This is a genomic window from Gluconobacter sp. OJA (genome assembly GCF_039638325.1).
Taxonomy (GTDB): Bacteria; Pseudomonadota; Alphaproteobacteria; order Acetobacterales; family Acetobacteraceae; genus Gluconobacter; species Gluconobacter cerinus.
Window position 1 is genome coordinate 694,605 of the sequence record NZ_JBDIWI010000001.1, and the last position, 17,896, is coordinate 712,500.

Genomic DNA, 17,896 nt, shown 5'->3' on the forward strand with positions numbered 1-17,896 from the left:
GCGGATCCTTACGCGCGTCTTCAAACATGGCCGCGGCATGACGACAATACTAGATAAGAAACGTCATCATGCCGCACGGTAGTAATGTCATGCTGGTGCGGCGGCCGATCGCTCCTGGCACGCCAGCGCTGTTTCTGGATCGAGACGGCGTCGTCAATATCGATACGGGCTATCTCGCGGACCCAGAAAGCGTGACGCTTCGCGATGGCGCCGCGACGATGATCGCGGCCTTCAATGCTGCGGCTTGGCCGGTAGTTATCGTCTCAAACCAGAGCGGTCTCGGTCGCGGTTATTTCGACCTGTGCACCATGCTGGCTGTGCAGGAACAGATCGAGGTATTGCTTCTGCACGAAGGAGCATATGTCAACGCCGTGTTTCTCTGCGGCACAGCCCCTAACGATGTCAGCCCCCTTGCCGAATGGCGTAAGCCGGCACCAGGAATGTTGACGACAGCGGGGCAGTTGTATGACATTGATCTGACGCGAAGTGTGCTGGTGGGCGACAAGATCACTGACATGCAAGCTGCTGCCGCCGCCGGATTGCTTCTGGGTTTTCTAGTTGATGATGGCTTTGTCGCAGACATCCAGACAGTTCCGTTTCCGATTCACACCGTAGATCATTTGGCGGATATTTCCCCTGCCGCTTTACTCTCATGGCAAACCCTTGAAAGCTCGTAGATCCTTCCGAAGGCTTGTCTGGGATGTTCTGTTCAAGGTTCAAACATCATGGCCGATTCTTTGCCGTAACGGATCGGCCGTGGCGCTGCCTCTGGCCGGTCCCCTCAAGGCGTGAGGTCAGGATCCCCGAGTGAGGTTTTGTTTGAAAACGTACATTATGCTCAGGAGCCATAATCTTCTTATAGAAAACTCGTTCTGGCTCCGTGAGGAGACTGAAGATGAGCGACCGAGCAGCCTCTCTAGGGGCAGAACGGCTTCTTGCAGATCAGGGATGCCGACTGGTTTAGTGATGCTCTAAAGTAAAAAGGGATAAAGCCTTGCATTCTAGGATGAGGATCCTTGGCAATCCGCATCAGGCACGACAAACACAGATACAAACGCCGTAACCGTATCGAAATCATGTTTGCACGTCTCAAGGATTGGCGGTTTGTCAGAACATACCATGATAGATGCACGAATTTCTTCTTCTCGACCATCTGTCTAGCTGCGACCTTCATGTTCGGACTATGTGTCTTGAGCCTGACGTCTTCGATGCGCATGCGTAAGCGGCACAATATGCGTATAACTATCGCCTGACACTGGGGTCTGCTGCGCAGAGCGGCGCAAAAGGGCATTAGCTGGAGCCAGTTTCTGCCCGCTTTGCCCTGACCGCAGGTTTTTAGGCAGGGCTGCGTCCCAGAAGATGCCCTTCTGAGACACTGTAGATCGACAGGGGAATGATGCTCCCTCTGACTGCGGGGGAGGCGTCGGCAGCGAAGCGCACAGGCGCAAATTCCGGAGAATGGCCTCGGTCAGGTGTCTCGATCAAGACGTTCACAGTCTGACCCACAAATTTTTCAAGAAACGTATCGCGGTTTGCCTCGCCAACAGCTCTAAGCTGGGCTGCTCTGGCCTGACGTTCTCCGTTAGGCACCGCGGGCATTCGGGCGGCGGGTGTGCCGGGGCGTTCACTGTAGGGAAAGACATGCAGGAACGGGATAGCCTGCTCTTCGATGAAGGAGAGGGTTTCGTTGAAAAGCGTGTCTGTTTCTGTTGGGAAGCCCGCGATGAGATCTGCACCAACACCAATATTCGGGCGGAGTGTGCGAGCATGCTGGAGCATGGAAGCGACCTGCGTGGTGGTGTGTCGGCGTTTCATGCGCTTGAGGATGAGGTCGGAACCAGCCTGAAGAGACAGATGCAGATGTGGCATCAGGCGGGGCTCGTTTTCCAGAAGCCACCAGAGGTCCCGATCTCCCGTTTTCGGATCAAGAATGACAGGGTCGATGGACGACAGGCGCAGGCGTTCGATGGCGGGAACGTCCTGCAGGAGCGTCCGGCACATCCGGCCCAGACCTTCGCCATCTGTGCCTTGCCATGAAGCAATATCAACACCCGTGAGAACGATTTCACGATGCCCTACCTCAGTCAGGGCGCGGGCTCTCGAAATAGCTTCCGTTGTGGGGGTAGAGCGGGAGTCTCCCCGGCCATAGGGAATGATGCAGAACGTGCACCGATGATCGCAGCCTTGCTGGACCTGAAGCAGAGCACGGGCATGCCGTGATGGCGGAAGGCCGGGCTTGCTGTCACCCCATGTGGTGGGCTTGAGCTTGTCAGCATTGGGCACAACCCGCACCACGCCGGGCAGCTCCATCCAGCGCTTGGCGTCAATTTCCGACGCGCAGCCTGTCACGACTATTTTTGCATCCGGGCGCTCGCGGTGAGCGCGGCGGATAGCCTGCCTCGCCTGTCGCTCGGCTGTGGTCGTAACGGCGCATGTATTGACGATGATGGTGTCATCCTGCCCGCGGGCGTGATGCGCCATGCCGTCGCTCTCATGCGCGTTGAGACGGCAGCCGAATGTCAGGACAGAAGGGGCAGTCACGGAAGCTTGCCATGGAAAACGGTTGTGGCCGGCCCGGTCATCAGGACGTCTCCGTTTTCCTGCCAGGTGATTTCTAGGTCTCCACCGTCCATGGTCACGAGGCAGGTCCGGTCTGCAAGGCCCCGGCGTACGGCGTTCACCACGGCAGCGCAGGCTCCTGAGCCGCAAGCCAGCGTCAAACCCGCACCGCGTTCCCAGACGCGCAGGCGCATGTGGCCGGGCGTGATGAGATCCGCAAATCCGATATTGGCGCGCTGCGGGAAGAGCGGAGATTTCTCGAGAGAGGGGCCGAGGTCTTCTGCGCGCGATACGTCGCCGAAAACGGTCGCATGAGGATTTCCCATGGAGCAGGCGGCTGCATCATGCAGGGGCAGGTGAAGTGTGTCGCAATCCTTGGACAGCGGCACGTCCTGCCAGCCAGTCCGAGGAGCGCCCATATTCACCGTGATGCGATCGCCATCCTGTGACGTAAGGAGCAGGCCGACCCGGGTCTGGAGAACGGGATTGTTACCAACGAGACTGGCAACACACCGCGATGCATTGCCGCAGGCGCCGGATTCCGATCCATCAGCATTGAAGAAACGGACCAGAACATCCGCACCTTCCAGGGTTGGAGCAGAAAGCAGGACGAGCTGGTCGCAGCCGATGCCGAAGCGTCTGTCGCACAGGTGCCGGATGGTGGCTTCGTCAAGGGCGGGGTCGGTTTCGCGGCCATCAATGACGATGAAATCATTGCCCAGGCCGTGCATCTTGGTGAAAGAAAGGGTCATGATGGTGCCTCCCATAGAGCATCCTGCGGGTTGACGCACGAGGAACATACCCTCATTTCGACAGGTCAGTCAGGAGGAGATGGATATGAGCGGCACGGAACAGGTTGAAGGTTTTCACGCAGCGGCGTTTACGCGCGTCAATAATGAACCGGATACGATCTTCTATGCGCAGCGTCTTCCGGATTCGCTGATGGACATGGGGGCCCGCACGGCAGTTGCGGCACTTTACCAGACCTCCCTTCCCGTTGGGGGCACGGTTCTGGATCTGATGGCGGGGTCACTCAGCCATTACCCGGAAGAGGCACGCTTTCAGGATGCCATCGGACTGGGAGCGTCCAAGGCTGCGCTGGACACCAATCCTGTGCTGACGACACGGATCGTACAGGATCTGAACGCAGACCCCATCCTGCCGTTCGAAGACGACACAATTGACGCCATAACCCTGTGTGACGGGGTGGCATACCTGACGCAGCCGTTGAAAGTCCTGACGGAAGCCCTTCGTGTTCTGAAGGAAGGGGCTCCTCTGATTGTCACATTCTCAGATCAGTTTCATCAGCAGAAAGCTGTTGCAATGTGGCAGGCTCTGGAGCCAGAAGACCGTGCACGTCTTGTCAGTGTTCTTCTTTCGAAGGCTGGTTTTGGGGAACTCGACACAGGTGAAGTCGTTCCTCCGGAAGATCTGACGGCATGGCGTGACACGGTTCGGGCGGTTGTCGGGCGGAAGCCCAGAGGCTGATTTTGCCTGATTCGCAGGTTCGGATGCGTTACTTCTGGCATTTATGCTCGGAAGTCTTTATGCAGCGGCATCCCAGCCGCCGCTTTTTGCCGTCGGCGTGACGTTTGCCGAGTGTTCATTAAATATGCCTTTCCCCGATACTCATCCTGCCCTTCTGCGCGCCCTGACGGCGCGTGGCTACGAACAGCCCACTCCCGTTCAGGAAGCAGTTCTGCAGCCAGGGCTGGAGGATCGTGATCTTCTGGTTTCCGCCCAGACGGGTTCAGGCAAGACCGTAGCTTTTGGTCTGGCTATTGCGCCGACGCTGCTTGGTGAGGCTGATCGCCTCCCGCCGTCGCCACAGCCGCTGGCTCTGGTTATTGCCCCGACGCGTGAACTGGCCCTTCAGGTCCAGTCCGAACTTGAGTGGCTCTATGCCGAGACCGGCGCTCGTATCGCGAGCTGCATTGGTGGCACGGATGCCCGCCGTGAAGCCCGCGACCTCAGCCGTGGTGCCCACATTGTTGTGGGAACGCCAGGCCGCCTTTGTGATCATCAGTCCCGTGGTTCCCTTGACCTGTCTGGTCTGCGCTGCGTCATTCTCGACGAAGCTGACGAAATGCTGGACATGGGCTTCCGTGACGAGCTTGAGCAGCTTCTGGATGCGTCCCCGTCCGAGCGTCGCACCCTGCTGTTCTCGGCAACGATTGCGCGCGAAATCGCGTCTCTTGCCAAGCGCTTCCAGAAAGATGCCAAGCGCATCGATACGGTTTCCGGCGCCAAGCAGCATTCTGATATCACCTACCGTTGCGTCGTAACGGCTCCGCAGGAAATCGAGCGCTCCCTCGTGAACGTTCTGCGTTTCTACGAAAGCCCGACTGCCATGGTGTTCTGCAACACCCGTATGATGGTTGGTCAGGTGCAGGCTGCTCTTCTGGAGCGTGGCTTCGCCTCTGTCGCCATTTCAGGCGAAATGGGTCAGAACGAACGTAGCCGTGCGATCGAGAGCCTCCGCTCCGGTCAGGCCCGCGTCTGTGTCGCGACTGACGTTGCCGCCCGTGGAATTGACGTGCCAGCGCTGAACCTCGTGATTCACGCCAGCATCCCGACGGCTTCTGAAACCCTGCTGCACCGTTCTGGCCGTACCGGTCGTGCGGGCCGTAAGGGCACCAGTGTGCTGATGGTGCCGATGAACCAGCGCCGTCGTGCTGAGCGTCTGCTGGAAATGGCACGCGTGAAGGCCGAGTGGGAAGCTGTTCCTACGGCGGACGCGATTGCCGCTCAGGACACGAAGCGCCTGCTGGACGATCCGATCCTTGCCAACGCATCCGAAGAGACGACGGATGAGCTGGTTCTGAAGCTGGCTGAAACCTACGACGCGAAGAAGCTCGCAGCAGCGCTGGTGCAGATGTACCGTGCTCGCCTGCCGAACGTTGAGCAGATCCGGGCAATGTCCGTTGAAGCTCCACAGAGCCGTGGCGATCGTCCGGAACGCGCACCGCGTGAAGAGCGCATCGTGTCGGGCGAATGGTTCAAGATGAGCGTCGGTCGTACAGAGCGCGCTGATCCGAAATGGCTCATCCCGCTGATCTGCCGTCTTGGCAACGTTCAGAAGCGTGACATCGGCAGCATCCGCATCGAGCAGGATCAGACCTATTTCCAGATTACGGATGAGAGCGTCGAGCGCTTCAAGTCCTGTGTGGCTGGCGCTGAGCCTGACGAAGTGACGATCGAGCCGTCTGCTGAGCCTGCCGGTGGCAGCAGCTATGGTTCCCGTGGTCGTAACCCCGGCGAAGGCAAGCGCTTTGGTCGGTCCGGCGGTGGCGCTGGTGGCGGCTTCAAGGGCGGCCCGCGCGGTGGCGGTGCTGGCGGCGGTTACAAGGGCCGTGGCGGTTCCGGTTTCGGTCGTCCGAAGCCGGGCGCTGGTGGCTCATCAGGTGAAGGTGCGAGCCGCAAGCGTCGTTCCTGATTTCTGATCTTACGTCAGAGCTGAAAACCCCCGCTGGAGCGATCCGGCGGGGGTTTTTCTTTATTAGGTCCTGGAAGACCCTTCTGCGAGAAGGGCATCACGGGCAGCCCTCAATGTGTCGGAGAGCTTTTCTTCGGGTACTTTGAGGTGAAGTTTTTCCATGGTTTCCAGCAGGGCCTCGGCGACCATCAAGCGGGCTGCCCATTTATGGTCAGCAGGGATGATGTGCCAGGGGGCTTCCGGAGTGGACGTTGCCTGAATGGCAGCCTCGTAAGCTTTGGTGTAATCCGGCCACTTCTCACGTTCGGCTAGATCCGATGGAGAAAATTTCCAGCGCTTCTCCGGTTGGGTGAGGCGTTTGAGAATACGTTTCTTCTGCTCGTCCGCAGAGATATGCAGAAAGAGCTTCAGAATGATGACGTTCTGGTGCGTCAGGTAGCTTTCGAAGTGCCGGATGTCAGCCAGTCTCCTGTCCCAGAAGCCGGGCTCATCCGGGTTGAGCCCGCGTGCTTTGACGATATCCGGATGGACACGTGCGATCAGAACATCCTCATAGTGGCTGCGATTGAAAACCGCGATTTCGCCTCGGGCTGGTGCCATCAGATGCACACGCCAGAGGTCGTCACGATTTTCTGCGGCACCGGCGGGTGTCTTGAAGGATGTGACGTGAAAGCCCTGTGGGTTCAGACCGGAAAAGGCATGGCGGATAGCGCCATCCTTTCCTGCCGTATCCATCCCTTGCAGCACGACCAGAATACCGTGGGACCCATGGGCCGCCAGACGCCCCTGCAGAATAGCCATCCGGTCCACGCAGTCCCGGATGCGGGTATGGGCACTTTTCTTGTCGTGCCCAATCCGGTCATCGGTTCTGAAGTCGGTCAGTTTGAACTTCGTGCCGTCCGTAATTGTGAGGCGCGAGGGAATACCGCTTTCAGCCGACATGACGGTTCACCGCAAGGCCACCAGAAGCCTGACAGACAGGCATGATCTCCATTGTGTTAACGTTCACGTGCCATGGCAGGCCCACGAGCCAGGAGACTGTTTCTGCAATGTCCTGCGGGGTCAGGGGCGTGGTGTCTTTGTAGACAGCGGCGGCCTTGTCGTCGTCCTTGAGGCGAACGGAGCTGAATTCGCTTCCGCCACACAGACCTGGTTCAATATCCGTGACGCGGATGCGCTTGCCCAAAAGATCCGTTCGCAGGTTCTGGCTGAACTGCCGCACAAACGCCTTCGTGGCGCCATAGACATTCCCGCCAGTGTAGGGGTAGAGGCCCGCAGTGCTGCCGAGCATGATGACATATCCGGAGTTGCGCTCGACCATTCCGGGCAGCAGTGCGTGGGTCATTTCCACCAGACCGGAGACGTTGGTGGCGATCATCGTTTCCCAGTTATCGATCTTGGCTTCCTGTGCGGGTTCCATACCGAGTGCAAGGCCCGCGTTGTTGACCAGAACGTCCACGGTTCGCCAGTTTTCCGGCAGGCTGTCTGGCAGTGCGCGGAGTGCGTCGCGGTCCGTCATGTCCAGAGGGAAGGGGAGAAGATTGTCTCCGAGTTCGGCTTTCAGGGCCTCAAGACGTTCTGCCCGTCTTCCTGTGGCGATGACGCGATGGCCATCCTGTACGAGGCGTGTGGCGATGGCGTGTCCGAAGCCGGCAGTGGCACCGGTCACGAGAACGGTAAGGGACATGAAGACCTCCATAAAACTCTCGACATGGGAACGCTTGCAAAGAGGCACGAGATGCACCCATTTGTAGAGAATGAAGAAAACACTCGCCGGACAGAATGACAACCTGACAGGCATGCTCCTGGTTGCGGCGCCGCAACTGGCGGAGACAGTCTTCGCCCAGAGCGTGATCTATCTCTGTGCTCACTCCCCCGAAGACGGGGCGATGGGGCTGATTATCAACCGTCGTCTGGCCCAGCCGGGTTTGGATGATCTTTTTGCGCAGCTCGGAATCGAGCCAAACCCTCCTGAGCGCCGGATTGCCGTCTGTATGGGGGGGCCTGTCGATCATTCACATGGGTTTGTTCTGCATTCGACAGACTGGAATGGAGAGGGCAGCCTGGGCGTCAATGATCAGGCGACGTTGACGGCCAGTCTGGATGTGCTGCGGGAGCTTGCTGCGGGGCAGGGCCCCAAGCGGGCGTTGATGGCTATTGGCCATGCATCCTGGGCACCGGGTCAGCTTGAAGAAGAGATCCTGAGGGATAGTTCATGGCTGGTTGCGCCGGCCAGTGATGAGATTGTCTTTGGCATGGATCATTCGAAAAAATGGGGAAAGGCACTGGCGGCCATCAACATTGATCCGCTGCTGCTCTCCTCCGCTATGGGTGAAGCCTGACCGATTTATTCGGAGCAACGACTTTTGACAGACATGAGGATTTTCAGATCATGAATCAGACAACCCGTATCCTTCACGTTTATGAGCACTGTCCGTTCTGCGTGAAGGCCATGATGATTTTTGGCCTGAAAAACATCCCGTTCGAGAAGCGTATTTTCCTGAATGACGACGAAGCTGGCCCGATCAGTATGGTTGGGAGAAAGGTTGTCCCGATTCTGGAAGAAAACGGTCGATACATGCCGGAGAGCATGGATATCGTCTCCCATATTGATGGAGTTGGCGCGCCGGTTCTGACCGGTCCGGTCCGCACGGACATTGCAGACTGGCTGCGTGCAAGCAGCAAGGCCACGTATCGACTTTTCCTGCCGCGTGCAGTTTGCGCACCCTTGCCTGAATTCGCGACAACGTCTTCCCGGGCGGGCTTCATTCGTCGCAAGGAAGAATCTACCGGCCCGTTCTGGGAAATTCTGGCAGATGGCTCAAAGGAAATTGTAGAGCTGAACGCATTGCTGGAAGATCTCGAACCTCTGATCCAGTCTCCTGAAGCCGTGAATGGCACACTTTCCACAGACGATATTCATCTGTTCGCCCAGCTTCACAGCATGTCACTCATCAAAGGACTGCGTTACCCGCTCGGGGTCGAGGCTTACCGTCAGACCATGTCTGAAAAATCTGGTGTGAGCCTGCTGGATGGGTTTGCGGCCTGAGGGAAGGTAATTGCAGGACATCTTGAAATCATCTCGCCGGATGGATGGAAATGTCCTGCAACATCCCGGCTAGGCATCTACTGTCCGTATGGTTACGATTTCGCATCTGATGCAGGAGAAGACGATGCGGAATACGATTGGCGCAGGATTGTTACTGGCCCTGATGAGCGGGAGCGCGCTTGCCGCAGCTCCCCAGCATCATGACGCCGCAACGCAAGCCCTGAACCTTGCAGAGCAGGCCATCGCCCTGCGATCAGTCGCGGGGCCTGCCAACCAGACACCACAGGTCGCAGCCCTTTTCCGGGATGCTCTGGTTAAGGGAGGTTTTGCGCCTGCGGATGTGACGATCACGCCCTACAAGGATACGGCGTATCTGATTGCCCGTTGGCCCGGCCGTGATTCCTCTCTCAAACCGCTGGTGATTTCTGGCCATATGGATGTGGTTGAAGCCAAGGCATCTGACTGGACGCATGATCCTTTCAAACCACAGATTGAAAATGGCTATCTGCTCGGCCGTGGCTCAACGGACATGAAGCTGGATGATACACTGGCTATTTCTGCTCTGCTGGAGCTGAAAAAAGAAGGGTACGTGCCCCGTCGGGATATCATCATCGAGTTCTCGGGAGATGAAGAGACGACGATGGCAACTGGCGCCATCATCGCTGACAAGTTGTCCAATGCCGAACTTGTTCTGAACATGGATGGGGCCAATGGCACGTTGGATGAAAAGACGGGGAAGCCAGATTATTTCACATGGGAAGGAGCGGAAAAAACCTACGCTGATTTCCGTCTGACCGTTACGAACCCCGGTGGTCACTCTTCGGAGCCGAGATCCGTCAATGCCATTGATGAGCTGAGTGCCGATCTTCTGCGGATCCAGCAACATCGCTTCAAACCGGAAGTGAATGACCTGAGCCGTAGTTTCTTTGTCAACGCGGCCCGCTGGCAGAAGCCTGATATTGCGGCGGCCATGAAGGCGTTCGCAGCCAATCCAGCCAATGAAAAGGCCATTGCCACGCTATCGGCTGACCCGTCCTTTGTGGGGCGGATTGGCACAACCTGTGTGGTCACGATGATTGAAGGCGGTCATGCGCTCAATGCGCTGCCGCAGCGGGCGACGGCTAATATCAATTGTCGCATCTTTCCAGGGCACTCTCGGGCTTCGATCATGGCTGAACTGCGCGACGCGGCGCAGGATCCGGGTATGAAGATTGAAGACGCGACAGAAGGGTCTGTTGAAACTGCTGCGTCTCCCATGCGGCCAGATGTGGTTCATGCGATTGATGCCGCCATTCATGCGGTTTATCCGGATGTGCCGGTCTTTGCAGCCATGTCATCCGGAGCGAGCGACAGCATGTGGTTTCGCTCTCATGGTGTTCCCAGCTATGGCATCAGCCCGATCTTCATCAAGAATTCAGACTCCTTCATGCATGGTCTGAATGAACGGACGCCGGTTTCCGCCGTTGGTCCGGCAATGGACGCGCTTCTGGTTTTGATTCCGGAGCTGTCTCACTAAGAGCCTGACCTAAAATGAGTTGAGTGATTTCAGCAGGTTATGATTCATGGGTTTGCGATAACCTGATGAGATCAAGATGGCCTGGACTGAAATCACCCGAGCGCAGTATCGCCGGGACGACCTGGAGTATGCAAGCGACCTGCGCGACGCGGAGTGGGCGCTGATTGCGCCGCTGATGCCCGAGAGGAAACGACTGGGGAGACCCCGACGTACGGATTTGCGCCGGGTCATGGAGGCGATCCTCTATATCGTCACCACGGGCTGCCAGTGGCGGCAATTGCCGCGTCACTTTCCCGCCTTCACGACCGTGCAGGGCTATTTCTACCGCTGGATCCGCGAGGGACGATGGGAAGCCATGAACCATATTCTCGTGATCCTGTCGCGTGAGCAGGATGGACGAGACGCCACGCCTTCGGTGGGCATTATCGACAGCCAGTCGGTTAAAACCGCTGAAAACGGCGGCCCACGCGGTTATGACGCGGGCAAGAAGATCAAGGGACGCAAGCGGCATATCGCGACCGACACGCTGGGTCATGTCGTGGCGGCTGTCGTGCATCCCGCCGACGTTCAGGATCGTGACGGCGCGCCGCTGGTAGCGGCCAGGATACGCTCATTGTTCCCCTGGCTTCGCCATCTGATCGGTGACGGAGGGTATGCCGGCGAGAAGTTGCGTGGTGCGCTGGCTGAACTCGGCCGATGGACGATCGAGATCGTCAAGCGCAGCGATCGGGCCGAAGGCTTCGTCGTCCTGCCCAAACGCTGGATCGTGGAGCGTAGCTTTGCATGGCTCGGACGCTGCCGCCGCCTCACGAAGGATGTCGAGGCAACAATCTCGTCATCCTGCGCGTGGTTGATGATCGCCCATATCCGCAGAATTCTGCGGAAAATCAATCAAACCGCTTTCTGATTCAGGCTCTAAGAGAAAGGCTTTGTAGATGCGGAGTGTTGCTGTCTGTTTGGGCGTGGTTCTGGCGGGAGCGACAGTGGCTCATGCTGCGATGGGGCGCTCCACTTCTGAACAGAATCAGCTTTCGGGGCGGTACAGTACGCATTTCCAAAACGGTGACGTGTCGGGTGATACCTATTGGAGCGACAATGTTCTGGAGGTTGTGCCCGTCAGCGCAGAGGCGGCGTATCTTCGAATAGAAACACAGTTCTTCAATGGGCACATGTGTTCCCTGTCAGGCATCGGCCGCATGGAGGGAGAGGCTCTGGTGTATCAGGAACCGCCCTTCATGGCAGGCGAGAAGCCCTGTCGCCTGACGCTTCGCCGGACTGGGAAAGATGTTGTTTTGCAGGATGCTGACAGTGCTTGTCGGGTTGGGCATTGTGGCGCGCGAGGATCGTTTAATGGGCAGACCTTCCCACTCTTCAGCCATCGCGCCATTACCTATATGCCCAGGCTCAAAGCATCACGGCAATATCAGGCCGCGTTGAAGGCTTGGGCTGCCTCTCCGAACCATTCGGATCATGCGGCCCAGGCAGATCAACCTTAGGGCTTTAAAGCGTCGCCCAAGAACTCTGCACGACGCTGGCTTACGCGCGCGCGCAAGAGTGGATCAGGCAGCATATGCGTTCCGGGGAGCAGGAGGAGATTGTAAGGTTTCCCGGCTTTCAGAAGGGCCTGTGTCAGCTTCATGGTATTTTCGAAGTACACGTTGTCGTCTGTCAGGCCGTGCATGACCAGAAGGGGACGTTTCAGGCCGTCCGCATAGGTTAGGACGTTGCTTTTGCGATATCCTTCCGGGTCATTCTGCGGGGTGTTTAGATAGCGTTCGGTATAGGCAGTATCGTAATCGGCGAAATCGACGGGGGGTGCACCTGCAACGCCGACTTTGAAGACGTCCGGACGGCGGATGGTGGCCATTGCCGTGAAGTAGCCCCCGAAAGACCAGCCATAAACACCGACCCGTGACAGATCGAGTTCGGGGTAGGTTTTGCCCAGCCCCTGCAAGCCATCGATCTGATCCTGAAGGGGAGCATCGATCAGGTTGCCTTTGATGGCACGTTCAAAGTCATGATCCCGGCCCGGGGTGCCGCGTCCATCCAGCGTGACAACGACATAGCCCTGATTGGCGAGGCACTGGTCTTCCAGAAAGCTCGACGGTGTATCGTGCACCAGCTTTACGCCGGGGCCGCCATAGACGGACAGCACGACCGGATAGTGATGGCCCTTCTGGAAATGCTCTGGCCGGATGATCGCGGCATCGAGTTGTCGTTCCCCGGCCGTTGTGAACTGTACGTGGACGGGAAGGTGAGGGGGCTGCGCAATACCCGGGAGGCTGGCCAGGATTTTCCCTTTCGCGTCCCGCAGAAGAGTGCGCCGAGTTCCGTCAGCGGCGGCAAACGCATCGACCAGCAGGCGATGGGTGCCATTGGTGAAATGGACATTGTGGATGCCCGGCTCCGTGATGAACGGAGTGATCTTGCCGTCCGCGAGTGAAATCCGGACGACCTCGTTATCAATCCGGTTCGGGCGTACCGTCACGACAACGCTGTTACTGTCAGCGTCGTAATCATTAAAGGCGACATACGGCAAGGTATCGGGCGTCAGAACCCGCTTAAGGGACCCGTCTGGGGCGTGATGTTCAAGCTGCCACGTTTTTCCGCGCTCCGAGGCCCAAAGGAAACCCTGTTGACCGTTCAGCACGACGGGTAAGGCATGGCTGCCACCGGCGTCTCGCGGATCAAGATTGAGCCAGGCCTTGTCGCTTTCTGCGAGGAGGAGCGTCGTTTTGCCTGTCGCTGGATCAACGGACAGAACCTGTTCCTGCGTCTGTTCCCGGTTGAGCAGAATAAGAAACAGGCCACCGTTCTTCCGCCAGACCGCACGCGCCATGTAGGGCCATGCTTCATGATCCCAGCCAATCCAGCGAACGTCTCCGCCTTTGATGCTGGTGAGACCAAAACGTGTTCGTGCATTGGGCGTGCCGGCGCGTGGATAACGGAACTCAACAGGGGCCGTCTGGGGCGTCTCAGGATTGGTGATATAATGCTTTTCGACGTTGCCTGAATCGGCTTCTTCGAACAGCACGGTCTGACTGTCCGGAGACCACCAGGCGCCATCCGGGCGCTCCAGTTCTTCTGCTGCGGCAAATTCGGCCAACCCATTGGTCAGCGTTTCTGTGCCTGTAGTGGTCAGCCGTGTTTCGGCGCCTGTTACCAGATTGACCGCGTAAAGGTCGTTGTCCCGCACTGCGGCAATGGTCTGTCCGTCCGGGGAAAGGCGGGGCGCGATCCAGTTGCCATCAACGGAAGACACCCGGCCGTCATCAGCGGCAATGCGGATGAGGCGTCCGCCCTGAGATGCCAGGATCGTGCCGCCATCTTCGCTCATCTGATAGTCGGTGATGCCAGACATGGACTGGCGGGCCCGCTCTCGCCGGGCTTTTTCCTCCACGGACAAGTGCTCTGGACCAGCTTCCGGGGCCGCAAGTTCATGCAGCGAGTGGTCAGGCAGATCGTAGCGAAACAGATGCAGGCGTGTGTCGAACGGGCCAGAACGCAGGAAGAGAACCGAATGTCCGTCCGGTGTCACTTCTGATCGTGTGGGCAGACCCAGCGTTCCGTTCCGTGTTTTGGCAAGATCGAGCATGCATGATGCAGGTTCGGAGGCCATGGCCGGTAAGGCGGGAAGCAGGGAAGACAGGAACGCGCAGGACAGCAGGGCTCTGCGGAGACGGAATGAAGGCATGGCGGCTCCGGGACAGGAAAGGTTTTGACATCAATCATGGACTGACCTGTCGTTCCTGAACAGAGTGCATGAGCATGAGAAGTCGCCTTGCTCACGATGATGAGAGCGGGGCCGATTTTACCGGGACTGATCCACCGTTGAGGTGTTGTGTGTCATGGTCTGTCTCAGAAGAGGAACCTGATGGATATGCAGTATCGTCAGCTAGGTCGCTCTGGCCTGAAAATTTCCGCACTCAATTTTGGCTCTGTGACGTTCGGCGGGCAGGGCGATTTCGCTTCCACCGGCAATGTTGACGTCTCAGAGGCCACACGCATGGTGGATCTCTGCGTCGAGCATGGCGTCAACATGTTTGATACGGCCGATGGTTATTCGGGTGGAGAAGCCGAAGAAATCCTTGGTCGTGTTCTGAAAGGCAGAAGCCGGGAACTGCTTGTGACCAGCAAAGTCCGGTTTCCGACGGGCAAAGGCCCGAACGAAGAGGGCCTGTCGCGGCATCATATTCTGAATGCCTGTGATGACAGCCTGCGTCGTTTAGGGCGAGACCATATTGATCTCTATTATCTGCATGAATGGGATGGTCTGACGCCGGTTGAAGAGACGCTGGAGGCACTTCAGGCGCTTCGGGACCAGGGCAAGATCCGCTATGCGGGACTTTCCAATTTTGCTGGCTGGCAGGCCATGAAGCTTCTGTCTGCCGCGGAGCGGGACCGTCTCATTACGCCGGTCTCCGAACAGATCTATTATTCTCTGGAAGCACGGGATGCTGAATATGAGCTTCTGCCACTCGCTGTGGATCAAGGACTGGGCGTTCAGATCTGGAGCCCGCTGGCCTGTGGGCTGCTGACGGGCAAATATCGTCGCGGGAAGACGGCGCCTGCGGATAGCCGACGTATTTCGGGTTGGCCAGAACCGGAAGTCCGCAATATCGAAAAACTCTACGATACGGTTGAAGTGTTGGTGGAGATCGCAGAGGAACACGATGTCTCGCCTGCACGCGTTGCGCTGGCGTGGTTGCTGCACAAACCGGGTGTGACGTCCGTAGTGATTGGAGCCCGTAAGGAAACCCAGTTGCTGGATAATCTTGCTGCGGCATCGCTACGTCTGACGAAGGCACAAGTCGCACGGCTTGACGATGTCAGTGCCCCGGATCTGATTTATCCTTACTGGCACCAGCAGCGGAATGCGTTTGGCAGACTGTCGGAGGCCGATATGGTCTTGCACGGGCCAGCGAAACGTCATCGGGATGCCCTTGAAACAAAAAAATGAGTGCCTAAATATTCATCACCGGTCGTCGCCTTCGGGGGCGACCGAGACACCATATGCCGCCGATACGGGGCATGAGAGGACATATTAGAATGGACATTCAGAAATTCACTGAGCGGAGCCAGGGTTTCCTCCAGGCCGCACAGACTATTGCCCTTCGAGACTACCATCAGCAGTTGACGCCGGAGCATCTGCTCAAGGCCCTGCTGGATGATGATCAGGGTGCCGCATCCGGCCTTATCCGGGCTGCGGGTGGTGATCCAAAAGTTGTTCAGACTGCCAATGACGCAGCACTTTCCAAGCTTCCGAAGGTTCAGGGCGGCGGTGCAGGTCAACCGCAAGCCACGCCTGATTTCGTAAGGCTACTGGATTCCGCTGAAGCTGCTGCAAAAGCCGCAGGTGACAGCCATGTTGCGCAGGATCGTCTGCTCGTCGCCATTGCTGCGAGCGGATCTGCTGCGGGTAAAGCACTGGTTGAAGGAAAGGCCGATGCCTCTGCGCTGGAACGTGCCGTTGCACAGATCCGGAAGGGGCGTACAGTGACCAGCGCATCTGCCGAGAATACGTTTGATGCGCTGAAAAAGTATGCGCGTGACGTTACGGCGATTGCACAGGCTGGCAAGCTCGATCCGGTGATTGGCCGTGATGAGGAAATTCGACGCACGATCCAGGTTCTGGCCCGCCGCAGCAAAAACAATCCGGTTCTGATTGGTGAGCCAGGCGTTGGTAAGACCGCAATCGTTGAAGGTCTGGCGCTGCGTATCGTTAATGGCGATGTGCCAGAAGCGCTTCGAAACAAGAGACTGATGTCACTCGACATGGGGGCTCTGATTGCAGGTGCGAAGTTCCGTGGTGAGTTTGAAGAGCGTCTGAAGGCAGTTCTTAAAGAAGTTGAGACGGCCGAAGGCGAGGTCATTCTCTTCATTGATGAGATGCACACGCTGGTGGGCGCTGGCCGTTCCGATGGTGCGATGGATGCGTCCAATCTTATCAAACCGGAACTAGCTCGCGGGACGTTGCACTGCATTGGTGCGACAACGCTCGATGAGTACCGCAAGTACATCGAGAAAGACGCCGCGCTTGCCCGTCGTTTCCAGCCGGTTTTCGTTGGTGAGCCATCTGTCGCGGATACGATCTCTATTCTGCGTGGCATCAAGGAGAAGTACGAGCTTCACCACGGTGTGCGCATCACGGATAACGCTATCGTCTCTGCTGCAACGCTTTCCAACCGTTATATTACGGATCGCTTCCTGCCGGATAAGGCCATTGATCTGATTGACGAGGCTGCCAGCCGTCTGCGGATGCAGATCGACAGCAAGCCGGAAGCTCTGGACGAACTCGATCGCCGCATCATTCAGTTGAAGATCGAGCGTGAAGCCATCCGTAAGGAAGACGACACGGCGTCCAAGGATCGTCTGCAGGCTCTTGAGGCCGAACTGGCTGATCTGGAGGAGCAGTCCGATGCGATGGGTGCCGAGTGGCATGCCGAAAAGGATCGCGTGAATGCCATTCAGAAGCTGAAGGAGCAGTTGGATACAGCACGCTCCGATGTGGATGTGGCGCAGCGTCAGGGAAATCTCGCGAAGGCTTCCGAGCTGATGTACGGCCTGATTCCAAACCTGGAAGCTCAGATCGCGAAAGCGCAGGAAGAGGAAGACGTAGCATCTAAATCTGGCTTGTTCGCTGATAGCGTCACGGATCAGGGCATTGCATCGGTTGTGTCCCGCTGGACGGGTATTCCCGTAGATCGGATGCTCGAAGGTGAGCGCGCCAAGCTCATGCGGATGGAAGATACGCTGCGTGAGCGTGTGGTCGGGCAGGAGCAGGCTCTGGTTGCCGTCGCCAATGCTGTGCGTCGTGCCCGAGCAGGACTTCAGGATCCGAACCGCCCGATTGGGTCGTTCCTGTTCCTTGGTCCGACGGGTGTGGGCAAGACCGAGCTGACGAAGGCTCTGGCCCAGTTCCTGTTCGATGACGAGAAGGCTCTGCTGCGGATCGACATGAGTGAATTCATGGAGAAGCATGCAGTGTCGCGTCTGATTGGCGCACCTCCGGGATATGTCGGGTACGACGAAGGTGGTGTTCTGACAGAAGCTGTGCGTCGTCGTCCTTATCAGGTCATCCTGTTTGATGAGGTTGAGAAGGCCCATGAGGACATCTTCAACATCCTTCTTCAGGTGCTCGATGATGGCCGTCTGACAGATGGGCAGGGACGTGTTGTGGACTTCCGCAATACAATCATCGTTCTGACGAGTAACCTTGGTTCAGATGTTCTCGCCAATCAGGAAGATGGTGAATCGCCGGAACTGGTTCAGGCGCAGGTCATGCAGGTGGTGCGCAATCACTTCCGACCGGAATTCCTGAACCGTCTGGATGAGA

General features: G+C 57.7%; 15 protein-coding genes and 1 pseudogene (1 of these 16 running past the window's edge). 11 read left to right on the forward strand and 5 right to left on the reverse strand.

From position 1 onward, the window contains the following. Positions 1 to 68 precede the first annotated feature (68 nt). Together ABDK75_RS03205 and ABDK75_RS03210 are read left to right on the forward strand one after the other, a co-directional pair. The gene (locus ABDK75_RS03205; protein WP_099211914.1) at positions 69 to 677 is read left to right on the forward strand and encodes an HAD-IIIA family hydrolase; all 609 of its coding nucleotides are present in this window, start codon (positions 69 to 71) and stop codon (positions 675 to 677) included. Between the two features lie 270 nt (positions 678 to 947). Continuing rightward, positions 948 to 1,184, forward strand: a pseudogene (locus ABDK75_RS03210) (IS5/IS1182 family transposase); the annotation flags it as partial. A 151-nt stretch (positions 1,185 to 1,335) separates the two neighbouring features. Here ABDK75_RS03210 and ABDK75_RS03215 read toward each other — a convergent pair. Together ABDK75_RS03215 and dapF are read right to left on the reverse strand one after the other, a co-directional pair. Beyond that, positions 1,336 to 2,541 carry a MiaB/RimO family radical SAM methylthiotransferase gene (locus ABDK75_RS03215; RefSeq protein ID WP_346004954.1) on the reverse strand — a complete coding sequence of 402 codons (1,206 nt, stop codon included), beginning with the start codon at positions 2,539 to 2,541 and terminating at the stop codon, positions 1,336 to 1,338. Next, on the reverse strand, positions 2,538 to 3,311 hold the full coding sequence (gene dapF, locus ABDK75_RS03220; protein WP_346004955.1) for a diaminopimelate epimerase: 774 nt from the start codon (positions 3,309 to 3,311) through the stop codon (positions 2,538 to 2,540). Before dapF ends, ABDK75_RS03215 begins: the two co-directional genes overlap by 4 nt. 85 nt (positions 3,312 to 3,396) lie before the next feature. Between dapF and ABDK75_RS03225 the strand changes: the two genes are divergently transcribed. Together ABDK75_RS03225 and ABDK75_RS03230 are read left to right on the forward strand one after the other, a co-directional pair. Next, the gene (locus ABDK75_RS03225) at positions 3,397 to 4,047 is read left to right on the forward strand and encodes a class I SAM-dependent methyltransferase (RefSeq protein WP_174694804.1); all 651 of its coding nucleotides are present in this window, start codon (positions 3,397 to 3,399) and stop codon (positions 4,045 to 4,047) included. 124 nt (positions 4,048 to 4,171) lie between these two features. Continuing rightward, on the forward strand, positions 4,172 to 5,995 hold the full coding sequence (locus tag ABDK75_RS03230; RefSeq protein ID WP_174694805.1) for a DEAD/DEAH box helicase: 1,824 nt from the start codon (positions 4,172 to 4,174) through the stop codon (positions 5,993 to 5,995). Positions 5,996 to 6,058: 63 nt separating this feature from the next. Here ABDK75_RS03230 and ABDK75_RS03235 read toward each other — a convergent pair whose 3' ends face one another. Together ABDK75_RS03235 and ABDK75_RS03240 are read right to left on the reverse strand one after the other, a co-directional pair. Beyond that, the gene (locus ABDK75_RS03235) at positions 6,059 to 6,937 is read right to left on the reverse strand and encodes a PPK2 family polyphosphate kinase (protein ID WP_346004956.1); all 879 of its coding nucleotides are present in this window, start codon (positions 6,935 to 6,937) and stop codon (positions 6,059 to 6,061) included. Continuing rightward, positions 6,927 to 7,682 (reverse strand): SDR family NAD(P)-dependent oxidoreductase, encoded by a 756-nt coding sequence (locus tag ABDK75_RS03240; protein WP_099211920.1) that lies wholly within the window; start codon positions 7,680 to 7,682, stop codon positions 6,927 to 6,929. The genes ABDK75_RS03235 and ABDK75_RS03240 overlap by 11 nt, the downstream gene beginning before the upstream one ends. A gap of 70 nt (positions 7,683 to 7,752) precedes the next feature. On the opposite strand from ABDK75_RS03240, the gene ABDK75_RS03245 reads away from it, so the two are divergent. From ABDK75_RS03245 to ABDK75_RS03265, 5 genes are all read left to right on the forward strand, one after another. After that, on the forward strand, positions 7,753 to 8,337 hold the full coding sequence (locus ABDK75_RS03245) for a YqgE/AlgH family protein (protein ID WP_046900835.1): 585 nt from the start codon (positions 7,753 to 7,755) through the stop codon (positions 8,335 to 8,337). Positions 8,338 to 8,387: 50 nt separating this feature from the next. Then, a complete protein-coding gene (grxB, locus tag ABDK75_RS03250; RefSeq protein WP_346004957.1) occupies positions 8,388 to 9,044 on the forward strand; it encodes a glutaredoxin 2 in 657 nt (218 codons plus the stop codon). Between the two features lie 124 nt (positions 9,045 to 9,168). After that, a complete protein-coding gene (locus ABDK75_RS03255) occupies positions 9,169 to 10,560 on the forward strand; it encodes a M20/M25/M40 family metallo-hydrolase (protein WP_346004958.1) in 1,392 nt (463 codons plus the stop codon). A gap of 76 nt (positions 10,561 to 10,636) precedes the next feature. After that, on the forward strand, positions 10,637 to 11,467 hold the full coding sequence (locus ABDK75_RS03260) for an IS5 family transposase (protein WP_011251399.1): 831 nt from the start codon (positions 10,637 to 10,639) through the stop codon (positions 11,465 to 11,467). Between the two features lie 28 nt (positions 11,468 to 11,495). Beyond that, entirely contained in the window at positions 11,496 to 12,056 is a 561-nt protein-coding gene (locus ABDK75_RS03265) for a hypothetical protein (RefSeq protein WP_346004959.1), read from the forward strand. Here the strand turns inward: ABDK75_RS03265 and ABDK75_RS03270 are convergent. Continuing rightward, positions 12,053 to 14,254 carry a DPP IV N-terminal domain-containing protein gene (locus tag ABDK75_RS03270; protein ID WP_346004960.1) on the reverse strand — a complete coding sequence of 734 codons (2,202 nt, stop codon included), beginning with the start codon at positions 14,252 to 14,254 and terminating at the stop codon, positions 12,053 to 12,055. The genes ABDK75_RS03265 and ABDK75_RS03270 overlap by 4 nt on opposite strands. 186 nt (positions 14,255 to 14,440) lie before the next feature. Here ABDK75_RS03270 and ABDK75_RS03275 point away from each other — a divergent pair, with 186 nt between their 5' ends. Further along, on the forward strand, positions 14,441 to 15,520 hold the full coding sequence (locus ABDK75_RS03275) for an aldo/keto reductase (protein WP_317215472.1): 1,080 nt from the start codon (positions 14,441 to 14,443) through the stop codon (positions 15,518 to 15,520). A gap of 89 nt (positions 15,521 to 15,609) precedes the next feature. Next, on the forward strand, positions 15,610 to 17,896 hold the 5' portion of the coding sequence (gene clpB, locus ABDK75_RS03280; RefSeq protein ID WP_339408241.1) for an ATP-dependent chaperone ClpB. 314 nt of this gene lie beyond the right edge of the window; only the first 2,287 of its 2,601 coding nucleotides appear in the window; its start codon is at positions 15,610 to 15,612; the stop codon falls past the right edge of the window.